An 18,435-nucleotide genomic window follows, 5' to 3' on the forward strand; every position below is an offset into this window, starting at 1 on the left:
TATTTATAGAGTTCCCCAACCTGACCAAAAAATAACGATGTTAGTAACAGACGCTACATCTAAATATATTGCAAAGGCGATCGCATCCCAAACGCAAAGCTGAATCAACTGCTTGAGTCTGCGAGGGATGCGCTCGCTTTCCAGACAAAACCCAGATGCATTGACAAACCTAGACGCAGACAGCAATTTTGAATCCAAAATGGTATTATTTTGGCAAAACCACGTTTTGACGCACAGCACGCTTGCGTAGGCGTAGCCCGCACTTCGGCTGCGCTCAGTGACCATCGTAGACATCGCTTTTTCGAGTACCTCCAGCCATCTGATACTCATGGCTATTGTTGCCATATTTATAAGCAGTACCACGCAAAATTTTCTCAGAATAGTCTGCTAAATCCTGTTCATTTTCAACGAGCTGGGTTAGTAAGACATCAATAGTAGAGAGAGTGGTATTGTATGCTTCTAGAGATTTTCGGAGACTTTCGATTTTTTCAGTATAATCTTTGACTGTTAAGCTCTCTCCGACATCGAGAGTTGGACTAATAGATTTAATGCTTGCTAAGCGAAAGTTGCTACAGCTTGCGCGAAACGCGGAAACGTTAAAGCAGAAGTTGCTGCAAGCAAAGTGGAAGTTGTTACAAGATTCAGTCGCTCCCTTCGACTTCGCTCAGGGAGCTTTCGACTTCGCTCAGGGAGCGGGAGCGTTTTTGTGGTCGAAGCTAGTCAGCCTACTGTAATGAGTTTCATTTTGACATTCGGCTAACTTATGCAACAAATTTGTATCCCCTGAAATTAAAGCTTGCTTCTTTTTTCGATTCCAACCTTGGACTTGTTTCTCACGCTCAAAAGCATCCACCACAGACTGATAATACTCGCAGAAAACCAGCTTTACAGGCAACCGTTTTGCCGTGTGGTTTGCGCCCTTACCTTGTTGATGTTGCCACAGCCGCCGCTCAAGATCCGTTGTACTACCCGTGTAGTAACTACCATCAGCACATTCAAGAATGTACATATAAGCCATAAATTGATTTGCGCGATCGCTTTCTATTAGAAAAAGCGTTCCCTGAGCGAAGTTGAAGGGAACACTTCGCTCAGGGAACACTCCTTCTGAATTTTCATCATCCTTGTAAAACTTGAACAGGAGTGAACTTTAAATCAGCAAATACCAGTGAAGCGATCGCTCCGAAATACCGAAAGTGCGATCGCCTGTTTTAATCAGTACAATTGCAGTAGCAGTAATTGATTTCCTTAAGCAAAACGTTCTCTCAACAAGACGTTCCCTGAGCGGAGTCGTTCGCGTAGCGTCCCGCAGGGAAGGGAACATTCTAATTGCTCTTAGTACCAATGCCATCGCAGAGGTGCTTGTCGCTCACATTGGGATTTGATTGTAAATAACCACGTAGCCTAGCGCAACTGTAGACAATTAAATCATCTAGGTTATTTGGGTACACCTTCCAGAGTTTGACGCTATTGTCCCAACTAGCAGAAGCGATGGTCTTGCCATCTGGGCTAAATGCTACACTATGGACTGATGACTTATGCCCGTTGAAAGTGGTGATTTCTTTACCTGTAGCCGTGTCCCAGAGTTTCACGGTGTTGTCAGAACTACCGGAAGCGATGGTCTTGCCATCCGGGTTAAATGCTATGCTACTGACCACTTCGCTATGCCCCGTGAGGGTATTGATTTCTTTACCTGTAACCGCATCCCAGAGTTTGACGTTGTTGTCAGCACTACCAGAGGCGATGGTCTGGCCATCGGGGCTAAATGCTATGCTATGAACTGAGCCACTATGCCCATTGAAAGTAGTGATTTCTTTACCTGTAGCCGCATTCCAAAGTTTGACGCTTCCGTCAAGACTAGCAGAAGCGATGATTTTGCCATCAGGGCTAAATGCTACACTATAGACAGATTTGCTATGCCCCTTGGGGGTGGAGATGGGTTTACCTGTAGATGCGTCCCAGAGTTTCATTGTTTTGTCCTCACTAGCGGAAGCAATGGTCTTGCCATTAGGGCTAAATGCTACACTATAGACCGATTTGCTATGCTCCTTGAGGGTGGAGATGGGTTTACCTGTAGCCGCATCCCAGAGTTTGATGCTGTTGTCCCAACTAGCAGAAGCAATAGTCTTGCCATCCGGGCTAAATGCTACCTCATTGACCCTATCACTATGCCCCTTGAGGGTGGTGATTTCTTTACCTGTAGCTGCATCCAAGAGTTTCACTGTTGTGTCAAGATTACCAGAAGCGATGGTCTTGCCATCCGGGCTAAATGCTACGCTCAAGACCGCAGCCGAGACCGCAGCGTTATCCCCCTTGAGGGTGGAGAGTTCTTTACCTGTAGTCGCATCCCAGAGTTTGGTGGTATTGTCCGCACTAGCAGAAGCGATCATCTTGCCATCGGGGCTAAATGCTACCTCAGTGACCGCAACGCTATGTCCCTTGAGGGTGGAGATGGCGTTACCTGTAGCCGCATCCCAGAGTTTCATCGTTTTGTCAGAACCACCAGAAGCGATGATCTTGCCATCCGGGCTAAATGCTAAACTATAGACCGATTGGCCTTCATAGATGGTAGAGATGGTTTTACCTGTAGCCGTGTTCCAGAGTGTGATGATTCTGCCAAAACCACCAGAAGCGATGATCTTGCCATCCGGGCTAAATGCTACCTCAGTGACCGCAGCGTTATCGTTCTTGAGGGTGGAGATGGCTTTACCTGTAGCCGCATCCCAGAGTGTGACACCCTTGGTCCAATTACCAGAAGCAATGAGTTTGCCATCCGGGCTAAATGCTACGCTATTGACCTCAACGTTATCCTCCTTGAGGGTGGAAATGGGTTTGCCTGTAGCCGCATCCCAGAGTTTCATTGTTTTGTCCTTACTAGCAGAAGCAATGGTCTTGCCATCCGGGCTAAATGCTACACTATAGACCAATTCGCTATGCCCCTTGAGGGTGGAAATGGGTTTACCTGTAGCCACATCCCAGAGTTTAAGGCTCTTATCAGCACTAGCAGAAGCAATGGTCTTGCCATTGGGGCTAAATGCTACGCTACTGACCCTATCACTATGCCCCTTGAGGGTGGTGATTTCTTTACTTGTAGCTGCATCCAAGAGTTTCACTGTTGTGTCATTACCAGAAGCGATGGTCTTGCCATCCGGGCTAAATGCTACGCTATGACCTTCCAAACGGTTTCGCTCCTGCACATTGTAAATTGCTCGTTGGAGTGCTATTAAAACTTGCTGATTAACCGTTTCCTTTAGATTAGCAGCCTTAAGTGGTCTACCTGAAAGTTGTCTCCCTGACTGTAGAGCTGCAACCGCAGCCTCAAGTTGCCTATCCAACAATAGGGAAGCTTCAGAACTTTGCGCCAGAGCAATGATACTTTGTTGTGTTGCTTCCCTGGCTTTGTTTTGGGCATCATACCATTGATAACCCGCAAAGATAGCTACTCCAGCTAACCCCATACTAAACAAAGTAACAATTCGATTTTGCCGCTTTGCTGCTGCTAACTTTTCTTGTTGGCGTTCTTTCTCTTCTCGCTCAAGGCGATTTCTTAATTCTTGACTCTCCTGAATGTATTTCTCCGCTACCCCATTCAGCATTTGCCAATCACCAAATCTAGTTAAATATGCCTCTGCTACTGCTAATCTGTCATCTTTTCTGAGAAACCCTGGCTTTTTCTCATTCCTCTCCCATTCTTGGGCTTCCGCTTCAATCTGTCGCTCAAGGGCTATTCCCAACTTATATTCCTCTTTCCACTCCCGCAACATTTGCCAATGGCGGATTAAGGCTTCGTGGACAACATCTAAAATTACATCCTGGGAATCCGGCTCATCTCTCTTCGTAATTAATCGTGCATCTTTATCGGCTAACTTCTCACTCACCTGTTGCAAAAGTTCCAAGGAATGATGAGAATTAACCAACTCGCGTAAACGCACGCGCCGCCTAACATCTGTGGTTTCTCCCATTTGCGTTAATTCTAGAAAAATCCGCCGCGCCACAATTTTTTCTGTTGCTGAAAGACTTTCGTAAACTGCATCGGCGCGTTTTTGTAGCGTTCCTTCCACCCCGCCTAAATCCTCATAAATTTTCAGGCTGAGAACCTCATCGCCTTGATTTCTCGACTCACGCCACAATTCTGTCAAGGTATATTGCAGCAAAGGCAAACTTCCGGGGTAATCTTCAACATCATTAATTAGTTGCTGTTTTAACCTTCCTTCAATCCCTAAACCTACCCAATCAGCCGGTTTAGTAATGGCTTCTTCAATTTCCTCACGGGTTAAGTGTTCGACGTTGATGTAAGGTTTATTAATTCTGCCCGCAAATTTGGGATATTCTCGCCATCTCCCCCGAAAATCCGATCGCATCCCAATGAAAATATAGAGGTTATCTCAATACCTCTGCCAATTTACGAGGGTTCAACGCCAGTGGAAACGGGATGAATACGTCCTAAAGAAGTAAGCTTGGCAAAAATCTGGGTTAATAAAATAGGCTCAGGGATTTCGGGAAGCATTTTTAACATTTCACGAACATATCGAAAACCACGATGGTAAGCCTTAAGGTCAATAATGCCAGAACCGGGATTGAGTTGCTGGAAATCAGCGAGAAGATGGTGGGATAAATTGACCATAAAAAATGCTAAATTAGAAGCATTAGTCACGGCAGTTTGGCTCAGGTTCATAAAATCTTCCAATCCCCAAAACTGCTTGGCATCCCTAAAATTAAACTCGATTTGGAAACGGAGTTTGTAATAGTCGATAATTTTTTCAAATGACAGAGTTAGGTCGCTAGAAAAAATAATTACATGGCTGCAAGCATTAGTTTTAAGATTGGTTTTGACCAAAATCACTACATTGAGAGCTTGGGCAAATTCTTTGTGAATAAGAGTGGCTTGATAAATATCAGTTTGAATATCATCCTCAATAGCACTTTTACATAAGTATTTGTCAGGTATATTACGATAGTCTAGCTTATCACCGTATTTACGACGAGAGCGCTTACTGGAGTCAGGATTTTCATAAGGGAAGTATAATGCTGAATCATGGCGCAATTTGGAAATTATCTGCAAGTTGACAAGACGTGCCATCTGCAAAGCATTGTTGTTACCAAAATGACCATCTACTACCAAGTAGGTGAGGGAAATAGAGTTAGCTAATAACTTGAATAGTGAACCAATCATTTTCTGAATTAGTATTAATTCAGATGTTAATATCACTTCCTTTTTATTTTTGTTTTTACTTCCTTTTGGTCGTCCACGCCCACGCTTTTCTTTTTTGTTTGGTTTTTCGATTGTCGAGGTACTTTTTGTTTGAGTATCTTTCTTTATTACCTGTTCTATCTGAATCGGAAACGAGTGCCTCTGTTCAACACTCACTAATGATAATACAAAGAAAGATAATCCTGATATCGGTTTATTGGCTAGGCTAGAAAAGAATCTATCTAATCCATAAGTCTTTTTACCCGATTTACTGACTACAACTTCATCTCCTGCAAGCAAATATACCTCATTCGCACGGAACAAATGCTTGCGGAAAAATAGCCAAAACAATGTAGCCCAAGGTATTACTGTATGAAAAAACCGCAACATCGTCCGATAACTACCACCAATGCCTGCCCAACGGGAAATTCCCAACATCGTGACTCGTCCGCTCATCGCTAACATAGCCAGGATTATCTGGTTCAATTGCCGCATCGTCGTAGCGTTTATCTGCGGTAGCAAGCATTGTAGCAGTGATAAGATATCGGACATGGGCTGATTGTAGTTTTTGAGTTGTCGTTGTGAGAGACAATAACTCTACTACATCGGCCCTCTCTCCTCATCCTCTTATTTTGGCTAAGGTATTGTATCTGTACAGTCAATTAATTCCCGCAAACAGTCAAAGAATTCTTGGCGCTGGCTGTCATCGCACATAGTAAAGCATTCTTCAAACTGGTCGATAATCAAAATGACTGGTGTGTTTAATGCTTTTAACTCCTCGCCGATGACATGGGCAAGATTTTCCATTGTCCCGCCTAACTTTTTAGATCCCCCTAAATCCCCCTTCAAAAGGGGGACTTTAAGAGATTCTTCGCCCCCCTTTTTTAAGGGGGGTTGGGGGGATCTAAGCAAAGAAAGTGCAAAAGCCTCCTGTAAACTGTTAACAGGAGATTCTTTAGGCGTAAACGGAGTAATATAAGTCCAGCGATCGCTTCCTGGAATTTCTTGTCCTAGCTTCAGCTGGTAAAGTAACCCAGCCCGTAACATAGATGATTTTCCACTACCGGAAGCACCTAATACAGCAATGAGGCGATGCTTATCTCTTACCTGTTTAATCAACTGCCCAGTTAACGCACTCCGCCCATAAAAAACCTCAGCATCTTCCTTTGTCTCGGTAAAATACGACAGAGAACGATAAGGACACTTATCCTGAAAGCTTTTTTGCGAAAACTTAGTTGTCAACAAAATTGCGCGTGGAGAATTGGCAATTAACGGACGCTGGACTGTATTCGGCATTCGGCTGATAATGAAATCTGCCAATTTGTGGCTATTAATGATCCCATCTGCGTCATTTTCCGGGTTCAATCCTGCAAGTAAAGTCTGCGTCATCAACCCCTGCGCGTGGGGAATTTCCACTCCAGTTTCGTAAGAACGGGTTGCAGTAATAAAACAGTAGTCTTTATCTGTGGGAATAAACTTCAACAATTCACCGCTATAGCAGCAATCTAGCCAAACAACGACTCGTTTAGCCTGACTGATTTGCAACTGCTCACCCAACCAACTTAAGGGTATACCATAGACTTCTGCTTCAGGTAAAACATCACTGGTAGCTAGAAATACTTCTTCTTTCCCCGCCACAGTTTTGCACCACCCATGTCCTGAAAAGAAGAATAACGCTGTTTCTGGCGTGGGGTTTGGATCGGGAGGATTGAAAAGATTAGCGATCGCTTCTCTCAATTCTTGCACCTTTACCGCCCCTTGGCGATCAATTTTGCTTTCTCCCTTCGGGTTTAAAGTTCTAGGTAAACACTGAGCGCGAAAAGGTCTATAACCGTATTGTTCTAATTGTTCGGCAATTTTCTCTGCATCCTCTGCTGCTGCCGTTAGCGGCTTTAGAGTGGTGTACTCTGGGTAATAATTAATTCCAATAACTTGAGCAGCCCATTCCGATGCCATTTTTCTTACCTGACTGACTCTGATAACTTTTTGGTTAAACTGTAGGCAAAATCTGCCCACAGCATTCTTTAGGTTGCATGAAAAATCACTAGAATACAGTGCAATAAACTAGATTAATTTACATAGTAAAAGGTATAATAAAAAACATTTTATTTAATAAATTATTCTTTTTAGAGATAGAAAATCAAAACTGAACATGAAATACATAGTGTAATTATCTCACTGAAATTACGTTTATACTAATCGTAGTGAGTTTGGTATAAAAACCTATGAACACAAAGGCTGACAATACTATCATCGCTTTTCTCTTGGCGTTTCAAGACTTAAAAACCGCCCTTGGAGAACAAGAGAAACAGAATTTAAAAGAAGTTGCCAAGCAATTAGACACACAACCCAAAGCTTGGGAAGACTATATTAAAGGACGTTTATTAGAAATAATTACCCCTAATCCTGAGTTAAATCAGTCTTATCAATTCTATAAATCTCAATTAGATGATCTAGAAGAAATTCCTGATGATTTACTTCCTACTGAAGCAGAGATTAGTGGGTTCAATACTTTTGCAACCTATCCACTAACTAGAGGCTTTAAACCCAAATATGAAGCTACAGGTTACGAAACCCAACTCAACAACGTTGTAGTCATTGTTGGTAGTTCTGAAAAACCAGAAGAAACAGTGAAACAAGTCAAATTTTTAGAAAAATGGAAACAAATTTTATCTCAATCCAATCAATCAAATTAGTTTTGCCCTTGTGATGAGCGATTTAATCTATCCGACACTTGATTTGTTTTTATATGCTTTAAAAACTTCTTTAAACACAACTGATGCAGAAACACAAAAAAACCAAGCAACTTTTTTATCTCAATTACCCTATGATACTCAATTCAACGATCCTGACATTGAAACTGAGTATTTAGAGATTACCCAGCCTCCTCAAATTAACTTTATTTCCCAAAATCAAACCTTAGAAGGATACTATTATGGTGTTAGATTAAATGACACTTATGGCTTGCAAATTGATTGTTCTATTAATAATCAAACCGAAACTCAACCAGCTAAGTCTTTTGCAATCTTAAAAACTGAAATAGAACAAAAACTAAATAAAGAACTGACAATAATTGGAAAAACCTGGTTGCTTTCTGGTTGGCTACCAGAAAACTCATCTCAAAACCATGAAGATATTGCCAAGGATTGCTATTATGCTTTGTTTAAAGATACTTCTTGGCAACCAGAAACAGGTATTTTTTTAGATGGGAAAGTTTTTGAAGTAGGGCGATCGCAATATATAAATCAGAGCATAAAAAACGTAACAACGCCTCTAAATAGTAATGAACATCATGTGATTATTGCTATTTATAATAATAGAGAGAGCGCAGAAAAAGCTGCGGAATTTTATAAAGATTGGATGGGTTTATTTTGTTATCGCAGTAAGATTTCGTGGGCTTATTGGCAAAGTCGTTTAGTCAAAGAATCTCTGCTCAATCATTATAAAAAAATAGAAGAAAATAGAAAATTTACTAATCAAAGTAACTATTGGCAGGAAAATCAAAAAATTACTACTTCTCGGCAAATTTTAAATAATATTGATAACATTCTCCAACAATACACAATCGACTTACTCAACCTGTCTTTTCAAAAACAAATTATTGAAATTAATTTATCTAATTATCAAATACGCTTGGCTTTGATTAAAGAAAAAGCAGGTCAAAATAATCAGTTAGATTTTTTAGAAAAATTTAGCAACCTAGCCAACAAAAAATATTTACCACAAATTACTAAAGATATCGAAAATATGCAGCTTGGCTTGCAACTTTTAGAAGATACAATTAACGCTACTCGCAGTCGCATAGAAGTCGAGAAATCTGAAAGAGAGCGTAACTTTCAAGAGCTTGTAGCTGTTGCGGGTGCTGGTATAGCAACTGTATCCCTGATAAGAGAGACAGCAAAAGAGTGTAAAGATATTTTTAAGCAAGTTGACTTCTTTTGCAAGTATCCTTTAAGTGCCAGTTTAATAGTTGGAATGATTGTTGGTTTTATGGTTTGGTGGCTGAGAAAACGATTGCGATAAGCGAAGCTTAAGCCTTCTCCTGTGGAGACGCTAGCGCGAACAGCTATCGTAACTATTGTATAAGTATAAAAAAGTTATACAATTTAAGCTACTACAAGCACTGTTCTATCGTTAGCTACTCAGAAACTTCGAGAAAATATTGAGTTGGGAAATGATCGGCAGTAGCTGCGATCGCAGTTTGAGCTAAATCTATTTTGGCTTGTTTGAGTTCGCTAGTATCACGTTCTAACTGCTTTTCAATTTCAATCCGTTGCTTACAGCACTTCCGGCAGCTATGAGGTACATCCTCAAAGCTGAAAGCTATGATAGAAAAGGGCAAGAAGAAAAACTGTACTGTATTGCATAATAGCTGTCAGTGCTTTAACCCAAGTTTTTCTAGTCCTCTTCTAGAGGACTTGCACCATTAGGCAGGGAATTCTATTCCCTGGTGGTCTGTATTGCATAATAGCTGGAAGTGCTGTAACTAAGGCTTGGCGTTCTTTATTCGAGCGAAAAAGTCTTAGAATTTCTGTTATCTAATCATCTTCTCTAAAGCGATTTGCAAATCTTTTGTCAAATCGCTCACAGCTTGTTTAGACGCTTGGCGATCGCCCTGACAATTTCTGAAACGTTCTGTAACTGAAATTGGCTCCCCCACTGTGATTTGTGCCTGTCGCAAACCTAACCTCGGTCGTCCCGGAAGCGTTGTATCCTGAATTCTAGAAAGCATATCGAATACAAGCAAAGCTGTTTCTGCAAACCGTTCTGCCGTTGGTTGTTCCTGAATATAAGTAGCTGTGACTGCAACAAAACTTTCCACTATCCGCATATGCCGCATTCGCAAGTCGGCTTCTTCAGCAATCCAGTCTGCCAAACCGCGTTTGAAGGGTGCTAAAGCATTGATATCTGGCAAATCGTCTCGGTAAATGTAACTCCAGCCAGCCTCTTCTAAGCGGCGACAACGGTCAATAAAATTACCCTGCGCTTGAACTCCAAAATATTGTTCGGCAACTTGTAATGCGTTATCTAGTAGGCGATGGAGTCGGGCAATTAATACCTGATTAGCACTCTTCAATTCATCAGTTGAGATGGTTTTGGGGATATCTTGATGATAGAAGCGACGATAAAACTCTTCCATCTCGGTAATTAGATATTCAGCCAACCTACAGAGGCGTTGATGGTAAATCTCTGCGCTATTACCTGAATCAATTTCCGAAACTTTCAAGCCACTATCAGCTTCTAACTTACTCAACAACCAATCTATCTTAGACCAAGGTGGCTCAACGTAACTATATTGGATGGCGATCGGCACAATGATCACAGTCTCAGTTCGGTTGGCTTTTTGTAAGTCTTCTACACACCAGAAGCCCATTTGAGCAACACCAGGTTCTAAGGGGCTAACAATGCCACTATGACCATTAGTACCTCCTTCCGGTGCTACTGCGATCGGTAGTTCGCCATTAGCAAACAACTCTCGTGCATTTTGGATCGCTTGCCGATCTAGTCGCCTACCACGACGAACNNNAGCACANCCTCCCAGTAGAGAAAACAGCCAACCTAGCCACTTTCCAGCCCAAACTGTCATACCTCGGTCATAAAGAAAATAGCTGTGAACCAGGGATTTTAGTGTAATATCTTTTTGACGAGCAACTTGTGGCACAATTCGAGAAAGCAAATACAGCATACAGAGGGGATCTTCTACCTCTGGGTGGCGAAATGCTAACAAAAAGCGAATTTTTCCAGACTGGAATTGTTGATAGAGTTCAGCTAATACTTCAACATTCTTGGCTTCAATCTTGACAATCCCAGTTCGTAGCCAAGGGCGAGTACGAAACCGTAGTGCGATCGGCAGTAACCACCGAACAATATGGAGTACCAGAGGATTCAACCTTTGAGGAATAAATTTTAGTGGTGGTTGAGTAGACTGAATCGATCTAGGCAAGTTGCTCTCCAGATTGTATTTCTAGCGATTGTACAACGTGGGGTCTTGGTTTTGCGTAAACCCGTTGCCTCTTGTCGTCAACCATTTCAAATAGCTTTCTTCCTGCTGCCTTTCTTCTTATCAAAAACTTAGTTTGGATGTTTAGGAAAATTTCGGAATAGATAGCCAAACACTGCTAAATTCAACAAAAAAACGAATATTTTTATCAGAGATATTCCCTGAATCAATTCATAAATCTCTGGTGGAATACTGATACCGACAAGTCCCAATACTAAGACATGTGCCCAACGCCTTTCGTACCATAAACCAACAGCTTCAATAGCAGTAACAATAGCATATATTCCTGTTCCGATACCGCTAAATTCTAGAGTTCTAGGATTTAAGTTAACAACTTTCTTTAAAAGCCAATCAATAATCATCGATTTACCTTCTAAAACATAATTTTCTGAAAATGCCTCTAGAGTTTGATAATTTTTTAATGTCAATAATAAAGCGATCGAAGTAAGCATAAGCAGCAAGGCGGCAAATGATTTGTAGAGAACAATTGCCACTAACCCCAATGAACGCTTTTCCAAACAACCCCCTAAGTAAAGATAAGTCAAATTTTGAACGATCAAAATTACCTGAGTACTGTCAAGTCAGAGTTTACCTCCTTTAACTAAGTAGGACTTTGAATCGGTGCAATGGATGCAATACCATATTTTCCTCTCCCCGAACCCCTTGCCTAATAAGGAAAATAACCCCATTTTTTGATAATGAAAGGGGTTTTAATTGATTTGAATGTGCGTAGGCTAGCAAAAACCGTTTCTAATGGAGGTTAGCGGACTCGAACCGCTGACATCCTGCTTGCAAAGCAGGCGCTCTACCAACTGAGCTAAACCCCCATAAAGTTAAAATAGTAGATAACTTTGATTACCGTTGTTATTGTAACTTATATTGTTCTATTACCAAAGGAATGAAGCCAGAAAATATTCAAGTTGTTGCAGCACTGTATAAATTTGTTAAGCTGCCAGATTTTACCGAGAAACGAGATCCTCTGCTGTCTTACTGCCAAGCGCAAGGTGTCAAGGGGACGATTTTGCTGGCACTTGAAGGGATTAACGGTACAATTGCTGGTTCGCGTCAGGCGATTGACTCAGTTCTCTGGTTTCTGCGTTCTGACCCTCGTTTAGCAGACTTAGAATCCAAAGAGTCCTATACCAAAACCCCACCTTTTGAACGGATGAAGGTGCGGTTGAAGCAAGAAATTGTCACTTTGGGGTTGCCAGAAATTGACCCAAATGAGCAAGTTGGTATCTATGTCAATCCCCAAGAATGGAATGATTTAATTTCCAATCCAGAAGTAACCGTGATTGACACCCGCAATGATTATGAGGTGAATATCGGTACTTTCCAAGGGGCAGAAAATCCCCAAACTGAATCATTCCGTGAATTTCCTGATTATGTGCGCCACCATCTCGACCCAACTAAACACAAAAAGGTTGCTCTGTTTTGTACAGGCGGCATTCGCTGTGAAAAAGCTTCATCCTTCATGCTTGCCCAAGGCTTTGGAGAAGTTTATCATCTCAAAGGCGGTATTCTTAAGTATTTGCAGGAAGTTCCAACACAAGAAAGTTTATGGGAAGGAGAATGTTTTGTTTTTGATGAGCGGGTAGCCGTTAGTCATGGATTGGAGAAAGGAAGTTATGAGTTGTGCCTCTGTTGTGGACGTCCGATTTCTGAGGAAGATAAAGCGTCTCCCAAATATGAGCAAGGTATCTCCTGTCCCTATTGTTTTGATAGCCTCACCGAAGAGAAAAGAGCGCGTCAGCAAGAAAAATTGCGCCACTACCAAACCCAAGTTGGCAACAAAAATCAGGATGTGAGTTGAAGAAGAATTCATAACTCATGATTCGGAATTTAAGGGCAAAATTACTGTAAATTTAGTACCAACTCCAACTTCACTTGTCACACTGATTTGACCTTGATGAGCATCAACGCACCTTTTAACGATTACTAAGCCCAATCCAGTACCCTGAATTGATTTGACATTTGAGGCTCGGTAGAATGATTCAAAAAGTCGAGCTTGGTCTGCTTCGGGAATGCCCATACCTCGATCTTGAATATAAAAAGTTGCTACTTTCTCAATGGGGTCGCATATTAAATCAAATTGAATTTTGCCACCTTGGGGAGAATATTTAACTGCGTTTGAGAGCAGATTTCCAAATAGGTAATGTAAAAGTCCTTCATCCATCACAGCGGATGTATTCTCACTATGACAGGTAAAAATAATTTCACATACCCTGTTTTCAAGCATCAAAAAATCTTCGATTAACTCTCGACAAAATTGCTCTAAGTTAAGGGAAGCAGGGTTGTATATGAGTTTTTCTGCTTCCGCTCGACCCATAAATAGCACCTCCTCCATGAGCTTTTCCATAGATTGCACAGCTCCTTGAATTCGCTTTAAATAGATACCTCTTTTTGTATCTGTCAAATTTGCTCCTTGCATTTCTATGAGTTCTACTGCCGTTTGAACAACAGTTAGGGGATTACGGAACTCATGAGATACAGTAGAGATAAATAGGGACTTGAGACGGTTAAGTTCTTGCTCCTTTTCCAATGCTTGCTCTAGCAATTTTGTTTGCCGTCGTTCGCTAAGATCCCAAAAAACAACTACTACACCATTTACCTGGTCAGTTCCTCGCTTCAGTGGTGAAGCACTATCGCCAATGGGAACTCTTTTGCCGTTTTTTGTAATCAGAGATGTGAATTCCCCTAAATAAACAACCTGTTGCTCACGCAGTACTTTTGTCACAGGATTTTCTAATGTAGCCTCTGTAACTTCATTGACAATATGAAAAATCTTCGCCGCCTCATTTCCTAAAGCATCTTTTTGCTGCCAGCCAGTCAGCGCCTCAGCCGCAGGATTCATAAATGTTATTTTTCCCTGCTCATTAGTAGCAATTACAGCATCACTCATTGAGTTTAAAAGGGTTGCTAACTGATCTCGATTCTCCCGCAGTTCACGTTCTAACTGGTGTTTTAAGAGACCGATCTCGATCGCAATTTTTAAATCTTTTGTAGTAAATGGTTTAACTATGTATCCAAAAGGCTGGGTAATTTTGGCTCTTTCTAAAGTATGATCGTCGCCATAAGCGGTTAAATAAATTACAGGTACATCTAACTGCTCGCGAATCTGACTGGCGGTAGCAATACCGTCCATATCACCTTTAAGAATAATATCCATTAATACTAGTTCTGGTTGAGTTTCCGATGCCTTGGCAATGGCAACTTTTCCAGATGAAGCTGTACCCGTAACAATGTATCCTAGTTGACTGAGTTGACTAGCAATAGTTCTAGCCACAATCACTTCATCTTCAACAACTAAAATCCTAGCTTGACCCATTTGATATTTATTAATGCAAAGTTAACTGCGTAAATTTTATTTTGAATACTGTTCCATAATTACGTTCTAGAGTAATATCGCCTTCTAGTTGTTCTGTAACCAAGTCATGTACTAACGACAGACCTAAAGAATCAGTATTTCTCCAATCTAAATTATCTGGTAAACCAATCCCATTATCTTGGATAGTCATCTCGATACTATTGCCAATATTGTGTAAAGCAATACTGATTGTGCCTACTTGTTGATTGGGAAAAGCATGTTTGAGGGCATTGGAGATTAATTCGTTAATCACCAATCCACAGGCAATAGCTTGATCGACATTCAAGCTGACTGAATCTATATCAGTTTCTAGAGAAATTTTACCAGGGCATATTTGATAGGAAATGAGCAAGCTAGCTGCTAAATTACTGATATAGTCAGCGACATTAATTTGTCCGATATTAGCGGAAGTATATAAATTTTTGTGAATTAGAGATATTGACTCAATTCGATTTTGACTTTCTCGAAGAGCTTTGATTATTTCTGGATCTTTGAGTGTTTGAGACTGAAGTTGTAATAAACTGGAGACAATTTGCAAATTATTTTTAACTCGATGATGAACTTCTTTTAAAAGAACTTCTTTTTCAGCTAAGGCTGTTTTTAACTTTATTTGAGCTTTTTGTCTTTGAACAAGTTCAGTTTGAGCTTGCGCTAAGATGCTGGATTGTTGAATTGCGATCGCTAATTGGACTGTCACTTGATCGAGCAAATCTAATTGATTTTCTTCCCACTCACGAAAACTAGAGCATTGGTGAGCAATCAGTAAACCCCAAATGTGAGAGCCGGGGTTTTGAGAGCTTACTTCTAGTAAAATTGGCACAACTAAATTTGCTTTCACCTCAAATTGTTCTAACAGGCGAATATGGCAATCAGTTAGTCCAGCTTCATAAATATTAGCGATCGCCCGTTTGCGTCCCTGATAATATTCCAATCCTGCGCCTGTTTGAAAACACGTATCATAAATCTCTACACCCAACGAAACCATCCATCCAGGTTCTACCGATTCCGCCATAATTGTGCCGATCATCTCTAAGTCAAACTGATACACTACTACTCGATCAACCCCAAGTAAATCTCGCACTTCCTGAACTGTTGCATTCAGAATATCTTGAAGATTCAAAGATTGACGAATCCGTTGAGCAACAGTTCGCATCAATTGCTCCCGTTCAGCTTGGGCTTTTAGAGCTAGTTCAGTTTGCTTACGTTCTGTGATATCTTGCCCAATACCAATAATTTGACCATTTGAAAGGTAAACATTAGTCCAAGACGTATCCAATAAACGACCATCACGTATCTGAGTTCTAAAGTCCCCCCAAATGCGTTGTGCAGACTGCATAAAATTAATTACGTACTGTCGATATTCAGGATTAGGGTATAGCGCTTCCAATACATCACGAGTTTGGAAATCTTGAAATTTCCAACCGAGAATATTTTCCCATTCTTGGTTCACCCACTGGAGTTTACCATTGGCATTGACCAGGGCAATCATCAATGGTATGTTCTCAAAAATTATCCGCAAAAACTCATTTTGTTCTTGAAGTTTTGTTTCGGTATTTTTTCGGTCATTAATATCATTGAATACTGTTAAAATGGCTGACTCATTGTTAAAAACTAAATATTGTAAAGAAGCGATCGCCCAAAAATAAGTTCCATCTGCTTTTTTTAATTGCAGTTCATAATTATGAATAAAACCTTGCTGATTAAGAACTTTTAACAGCGCTTCTAAATCTGTAAGATTATGATACAAATCTACAATTCTTTTGCGATTAACTAAATACTCTGGAGAAAACTGAAATGTTTGAAGCAACTCTGTATTAGCGTATAAAATCAACCCATCAGACACACGCGAAATAATGAATGGAACAGGAATCGCTTCAGAAATCACTCGAAATCTAGCTTCACTTTGTTGAAGAGTTCTTTCTATTTGTTTGTGTTCTGTGATGTCTCGTATATGAACTAAGCGAGCCTTATAACTGCTATAGTCTATTGTCTGTGTGAAAATTTCAACATCAATAATCTGTCCGTCTTTTCGCTGATGTCGCCATCGCCCAGTAAAGTCTAAGGTAGAGTGCTTTTGTCGTAAATATTCAAGCAAGAGAGGCACATCTTCTGAAGGGCGAATATCAGTTATTCGCATTTGCAAGAACTCTTCTCGTGAGTAGCCGTAGTGAAAAACAGCAGCTTCATTTACATCTAAAAATTGCAGATTATTTTGGTTATATACCCACATCGGGTTGGGATTTTTAGAGAAAAGTAAATTAAAACTCCTTTGGCTTTCATTTTCAGAAAATAGCATTAGTGATTGTGTAATAAAAGTTTTTATTATGTACTAAATTTTAATGAGTTTAAACCTGAAACAATTGTTAATTTTTTGCAAAATTTGTTTTTTATGATTCAATCTTCTACTAATTCAGAATTTTATGTATAAGCTCTTTGATATTTAGAGATCAAAAAAGGGTAGTCCGCCTACGCGGACTTAAAGACTTTGAAACCCACGGAGGTGGGTTTTGTTTGTATAGCCGCGAATTCCATTCGCCAGGACAGGCGTGTTTTTACACTCATTGAGATGCTCCCTATAGCACCCGCCAAGGCGGCTAGTACAAGTGGATGAAATTTTGCAAATGCATTGAACTTGCAATTCTATACATTTAAACAAAAAGCGCTCTCCTTTTACGGAGAGCGCTTTTTGATGATTTAGCGAAACTTCAGAATTAACCGTTGATAGCAGGAGCAGTAAGAGCAACAGGAGCAGAATCGCCAGCAGCCAAATCGAGAGGGAAGTTGTGAGCATTGCGCTCGTGCATTACTTCCATACCCAGGTTAGCGCGGTTGATTACATCCGCCCAAGTTGCAATCACACGACCTTCAGAGTCAATGATTGATTGGTTGAAGTTGAAACCGTTCAAGTTGAACGCCATTGTGCTTACACCTAAGGCGGTGAACCAGATGCCGATTACAGGCCATGCTGCGAGGAAGAAGTGCAGTGAACGGCTGTTGTTGAAGGAAGCGTATTGGAAGATTAACCGACCGAAGTAGCCGTGGGCTGCAACGATGTTGTAGGTTTCTTCTTCTTGACCGAATTTGTAACCGTAGTTTTGTGACTCGGTTTCGGTGGTTTCACGAACTAAGGAGGAAGTTACGAGTGAACCGTGCATTGCTGAGAACAAACTTCCGCCGAACACACCTGCTACACCTAGTTGGTGGAAGGGGTGCATCAAGATGTTGTGTTCTGCTTGGAACACGATCATGAAGTTGAAGGTTCCTGAGATACCTAAAGGCATACCATCAGAGAATGAACCTTGTCCGATGGGGTATACCAAGAATACTGCACTTGCTGCTGCTACTGGAGCAGAATAAGCGATCGCAATCCAAGGACGCATTCCTAAGCGGTAGGATAGTTCCCATTCACGTCCCATGTAGCAGAATACGCCTATCAGGAAGTGGAAGATTACCAATTGGTAAGGACCACCGTTGTATAACCACTCATCTAAGGATGCTGCTTCCCAAATTGGGTAGAAGTGTAAACCGATAGCGTTGGAGGAAGGTACTACTGCACCGGAAATTATGTTGTTTCCGTATATCAAGGAACCTGCTACTGGTTCGCGGATTCCATCGATGTCAACGGGAGGAGCGGCGATGAAGGCGATTACGAAGCAAGCTGTTGCGGCTAGCAAGGTTGGAATCATTACTACGCCGAACCAACCGATGTAGATCCGGTTGTTGGTGCTGGTGATCCATTCACAGAATCGATCCCATACGTTAGCGCTTGAGCGCTGTTGTAAGGTTGTTGTCATTGTTTTATGATTGCGGTTAGTTATTTATGAATCAGGCGGTAAGGTCTTTGCCTGTGAAACTACTTTACACTGCTTTACATTTTTT

Annotated in this window: 15 protein-coding genes and 1 tRNA gene; 3 read left to right on the plus strand and 13 right to left on the minus strand. The window is 41.0% G+C overall.

Annotation, left to right across the window (positions count from 1 at the left end; all coding sequences use genetic code 11):
* Positions 1-3 precede the first annotated feature (3 nt).
* From QUD05_RS29570 to QUD05_RS29595, 6 genes are all read right to left on the minus strand, one after another.
* Positions 4-330 (minus strand): hypothetical protein, encoded by a 327-nt coding sequence (locus tag QUD05_RS29570; protein WP_289799181.1) that lies wholly within the window; start codon positions 328-330, stop codon positions 4-6.
* Positions 331-685: 355 nt separating this feature from the next.
* Positions 686-1,099 (minus strand): GIY-YIG nuclease family protein, encoded by a 414-nt coding sequence (locus QUD05_RS29575; protein ID WP_289799182.1) that lies wholly within the window; start codon positions 1,097-1,099, stop codon positions 686-688.
* Between the two features lie 48 nt (positions 1,100-1,147).
* Positions 1,148-1,321 carry a hypothetical protein gene (locus tag QUD05_RS29580; RefSeq protein ID WP_289799183.1) on the minus strand — a complete coding sequence of 58 codons (174 nt, stop codon included), beginning with the start codon at positions 1,319-1,321 and terminating at the stop codon, positions 1,148-1,150.
* A 1-nt stretch (position 1,322) separates the two neighbouring features.
* A complete protein-coding gene (locus tag QUD05_RS29585) occupies positions 1,323-4,370 on the minus strand; it encodes a WD40 domain-containing protein (protein WP_354666191.1) in 3,048 nt (1,015 codons plus the stop codon).
* Positions 4,371-4,399: 29 nt separating this feature from the next.
* Positions 4,400-5,740, minus strand: a complete 1,341-nt coding sequence (locus tag QUD05_RS29590; protein WP_289794346.1) for a transposase — start codon at positions 5,738-5,740, stop codon at positions 4,400-4,402.
* A gap of 84 nt (positions 5,741-5,824) precedes the next feature.
* Positions 5,825-7,144 (minus strand): nSTAND1 domain-containing NTPase, encoded by a 1,320-nt coding sequence (locus QUD05_RS29595; RefSeq protein WP_289799185.1) that lies wholly within the window; start codon positions 7,142-7,144, stop codon positions 5,825-5,827.
* A gap of 269 nt (positions 7,145-7,413) precedes the next feature.
* Between QUD05_RS29595 and QUD05_RS29600 the strand changes: the two genes are divergently transcribed.
* Positions 7,414-7,884, plus strand: coding sequence for a hypothetical protein (locus QUD05_RS29600; RefSeq protein WP_289799186.1), 471 nt, complete (start codon positions 7,414-7,416; stop codon positions 7,882-7,884).
* 13 nt (positions 7,885-7,897) lie between these two features.
* A complete protein-coding gene (locus tag QUD05_RS29605) occupies positions 7,898-9,211 on the plus strand; it encodes a hypothetical protein (RefSeq protein ID WP_289799187.1) in 1,314 nt (437 codons plus the stop codon).
* A 115-nt stretch (positions 9,212-9,326) separates the two neighbouring features.
* Here the strand turns inward: QUD05_RS29605 and QUD05_RS29610 are convergent, their stop codons facing one another.
* The 4 genes from QUD05_RS29610 to QUD05_RS29625 form a co-directional block, all read right to left on the minus strand.
* Positions 9,327-9,530 (minus strand): hypothetical protein, encoded by a 204-nt coding sequence (locus tag QUD05_RS29610; RefSeq protein ID WP_289799188.1) that lies wholly within the window; start codon positions 9,528-9,530, stop codon positions 9,327-9,329.
* A 192-nt stretch (positions 9,531-9,722) separates the two neighbouring features.
* Entirely contained in the window at positions 9,723-11,132 is a 1,410-nt protein-coding gene (locus QUD05_RS29615; protein ID WP_289799189.1) for a lysophospholipid acyltransferase family protein, read from the minus strand.
* A 128-nt stretch (positions 11,133-11,260) separates the two neighbouring features.
* On the minus strand, positions 11,261-11,707 hold the full coding sequence (locus QUD05_RS29620; protein ID WP_289799190.1) for a DUF2127 domain-containing protein: 447 nt from the start codon (positions 11,705-11,707) through the stop codon (positions 11,261-11,263).
* A 236-nt stretch (positions 11,708-11,943) separates the two neighbouring features.
* Positions 11,944-12,016 (minus strand) — tRNA-Ala (locus tag QUD05_RS29625).
* A 71-nt stretch (positions 12,017-12,087) separates the two neighbouring features.
* On the opposite strand from QUD05_RS29625, the gene trhO reads away from it, so the two are divergent.
* Positions 12,088-13,002: an oxygen-dependent tRNA uridine(34) hydroxylase TrhO gene (gene trhO / locus QUD05_RS29630; RefSeq protein ID WP_289799191.1), complete on the plus strand. Its 915-nt coding sequence runs from the start codon at positions 12,088-12,090 to the stop codon at positions 13,000-13,002.
* A gap of 15 nt (positions 13,003-13,017) precedes the next feature.
* On the opposite strand, the gene QUD05_RS29635 is transcribed toward trhO, so the two are convergent.
* The 3 genes from QUD05_RS29635 to psbA all read right to left on the minus strand — a co-directional run bounded on the left by QUD05_RS29635 (position 13,018) and on the right by psbA (position 18,350).
* A complete protein-coding gene (locus tag QUD05_RS29635; protein WP_289799192.1) occupies positions 13,018-14,517 on the minus strand; it encodes a hybrid sensor histidine kinase/response regulator in 1,500 nt (499 codons plus the stop codon).
* A gap of 10 nt (positions 14,518-14,527) precedes the next feature.
* A complete protein-coding gene (locus QUD05_RS29640) occupies positions 14,528-16,852 on the minus strand; it encodes a PAS domain S-box protein (protein ID WP_289799193.1) in 2,325 nt (774 codons plus the stop codon).
* A 415-nt stretch (positions 16,853-17,267) separates the two neighbouring features.
* Positions 17,268-18,350, minus strand: coding sequence for a photosystem II q(b) protein (gene psbA, locus QUD05_RS29645; RefSeq protein WP_289796474.1), 1,083 nt, complete (start codon positions 18,348-18,350; stop codon positions 17,268-17,270).
* Positions 18,351-18,435 lie beyond the last annotated feature (85 nt).

The sequence above is a fragment of the Nostoc sp. GT001 genome (assembly GCF_030382115.1).
Taxonomy (GTDB): Bacteria; Cyanobacteriota; Cyanobacteriia; order Cyanobacteriales; family Nostocaceae; genus Nostoc.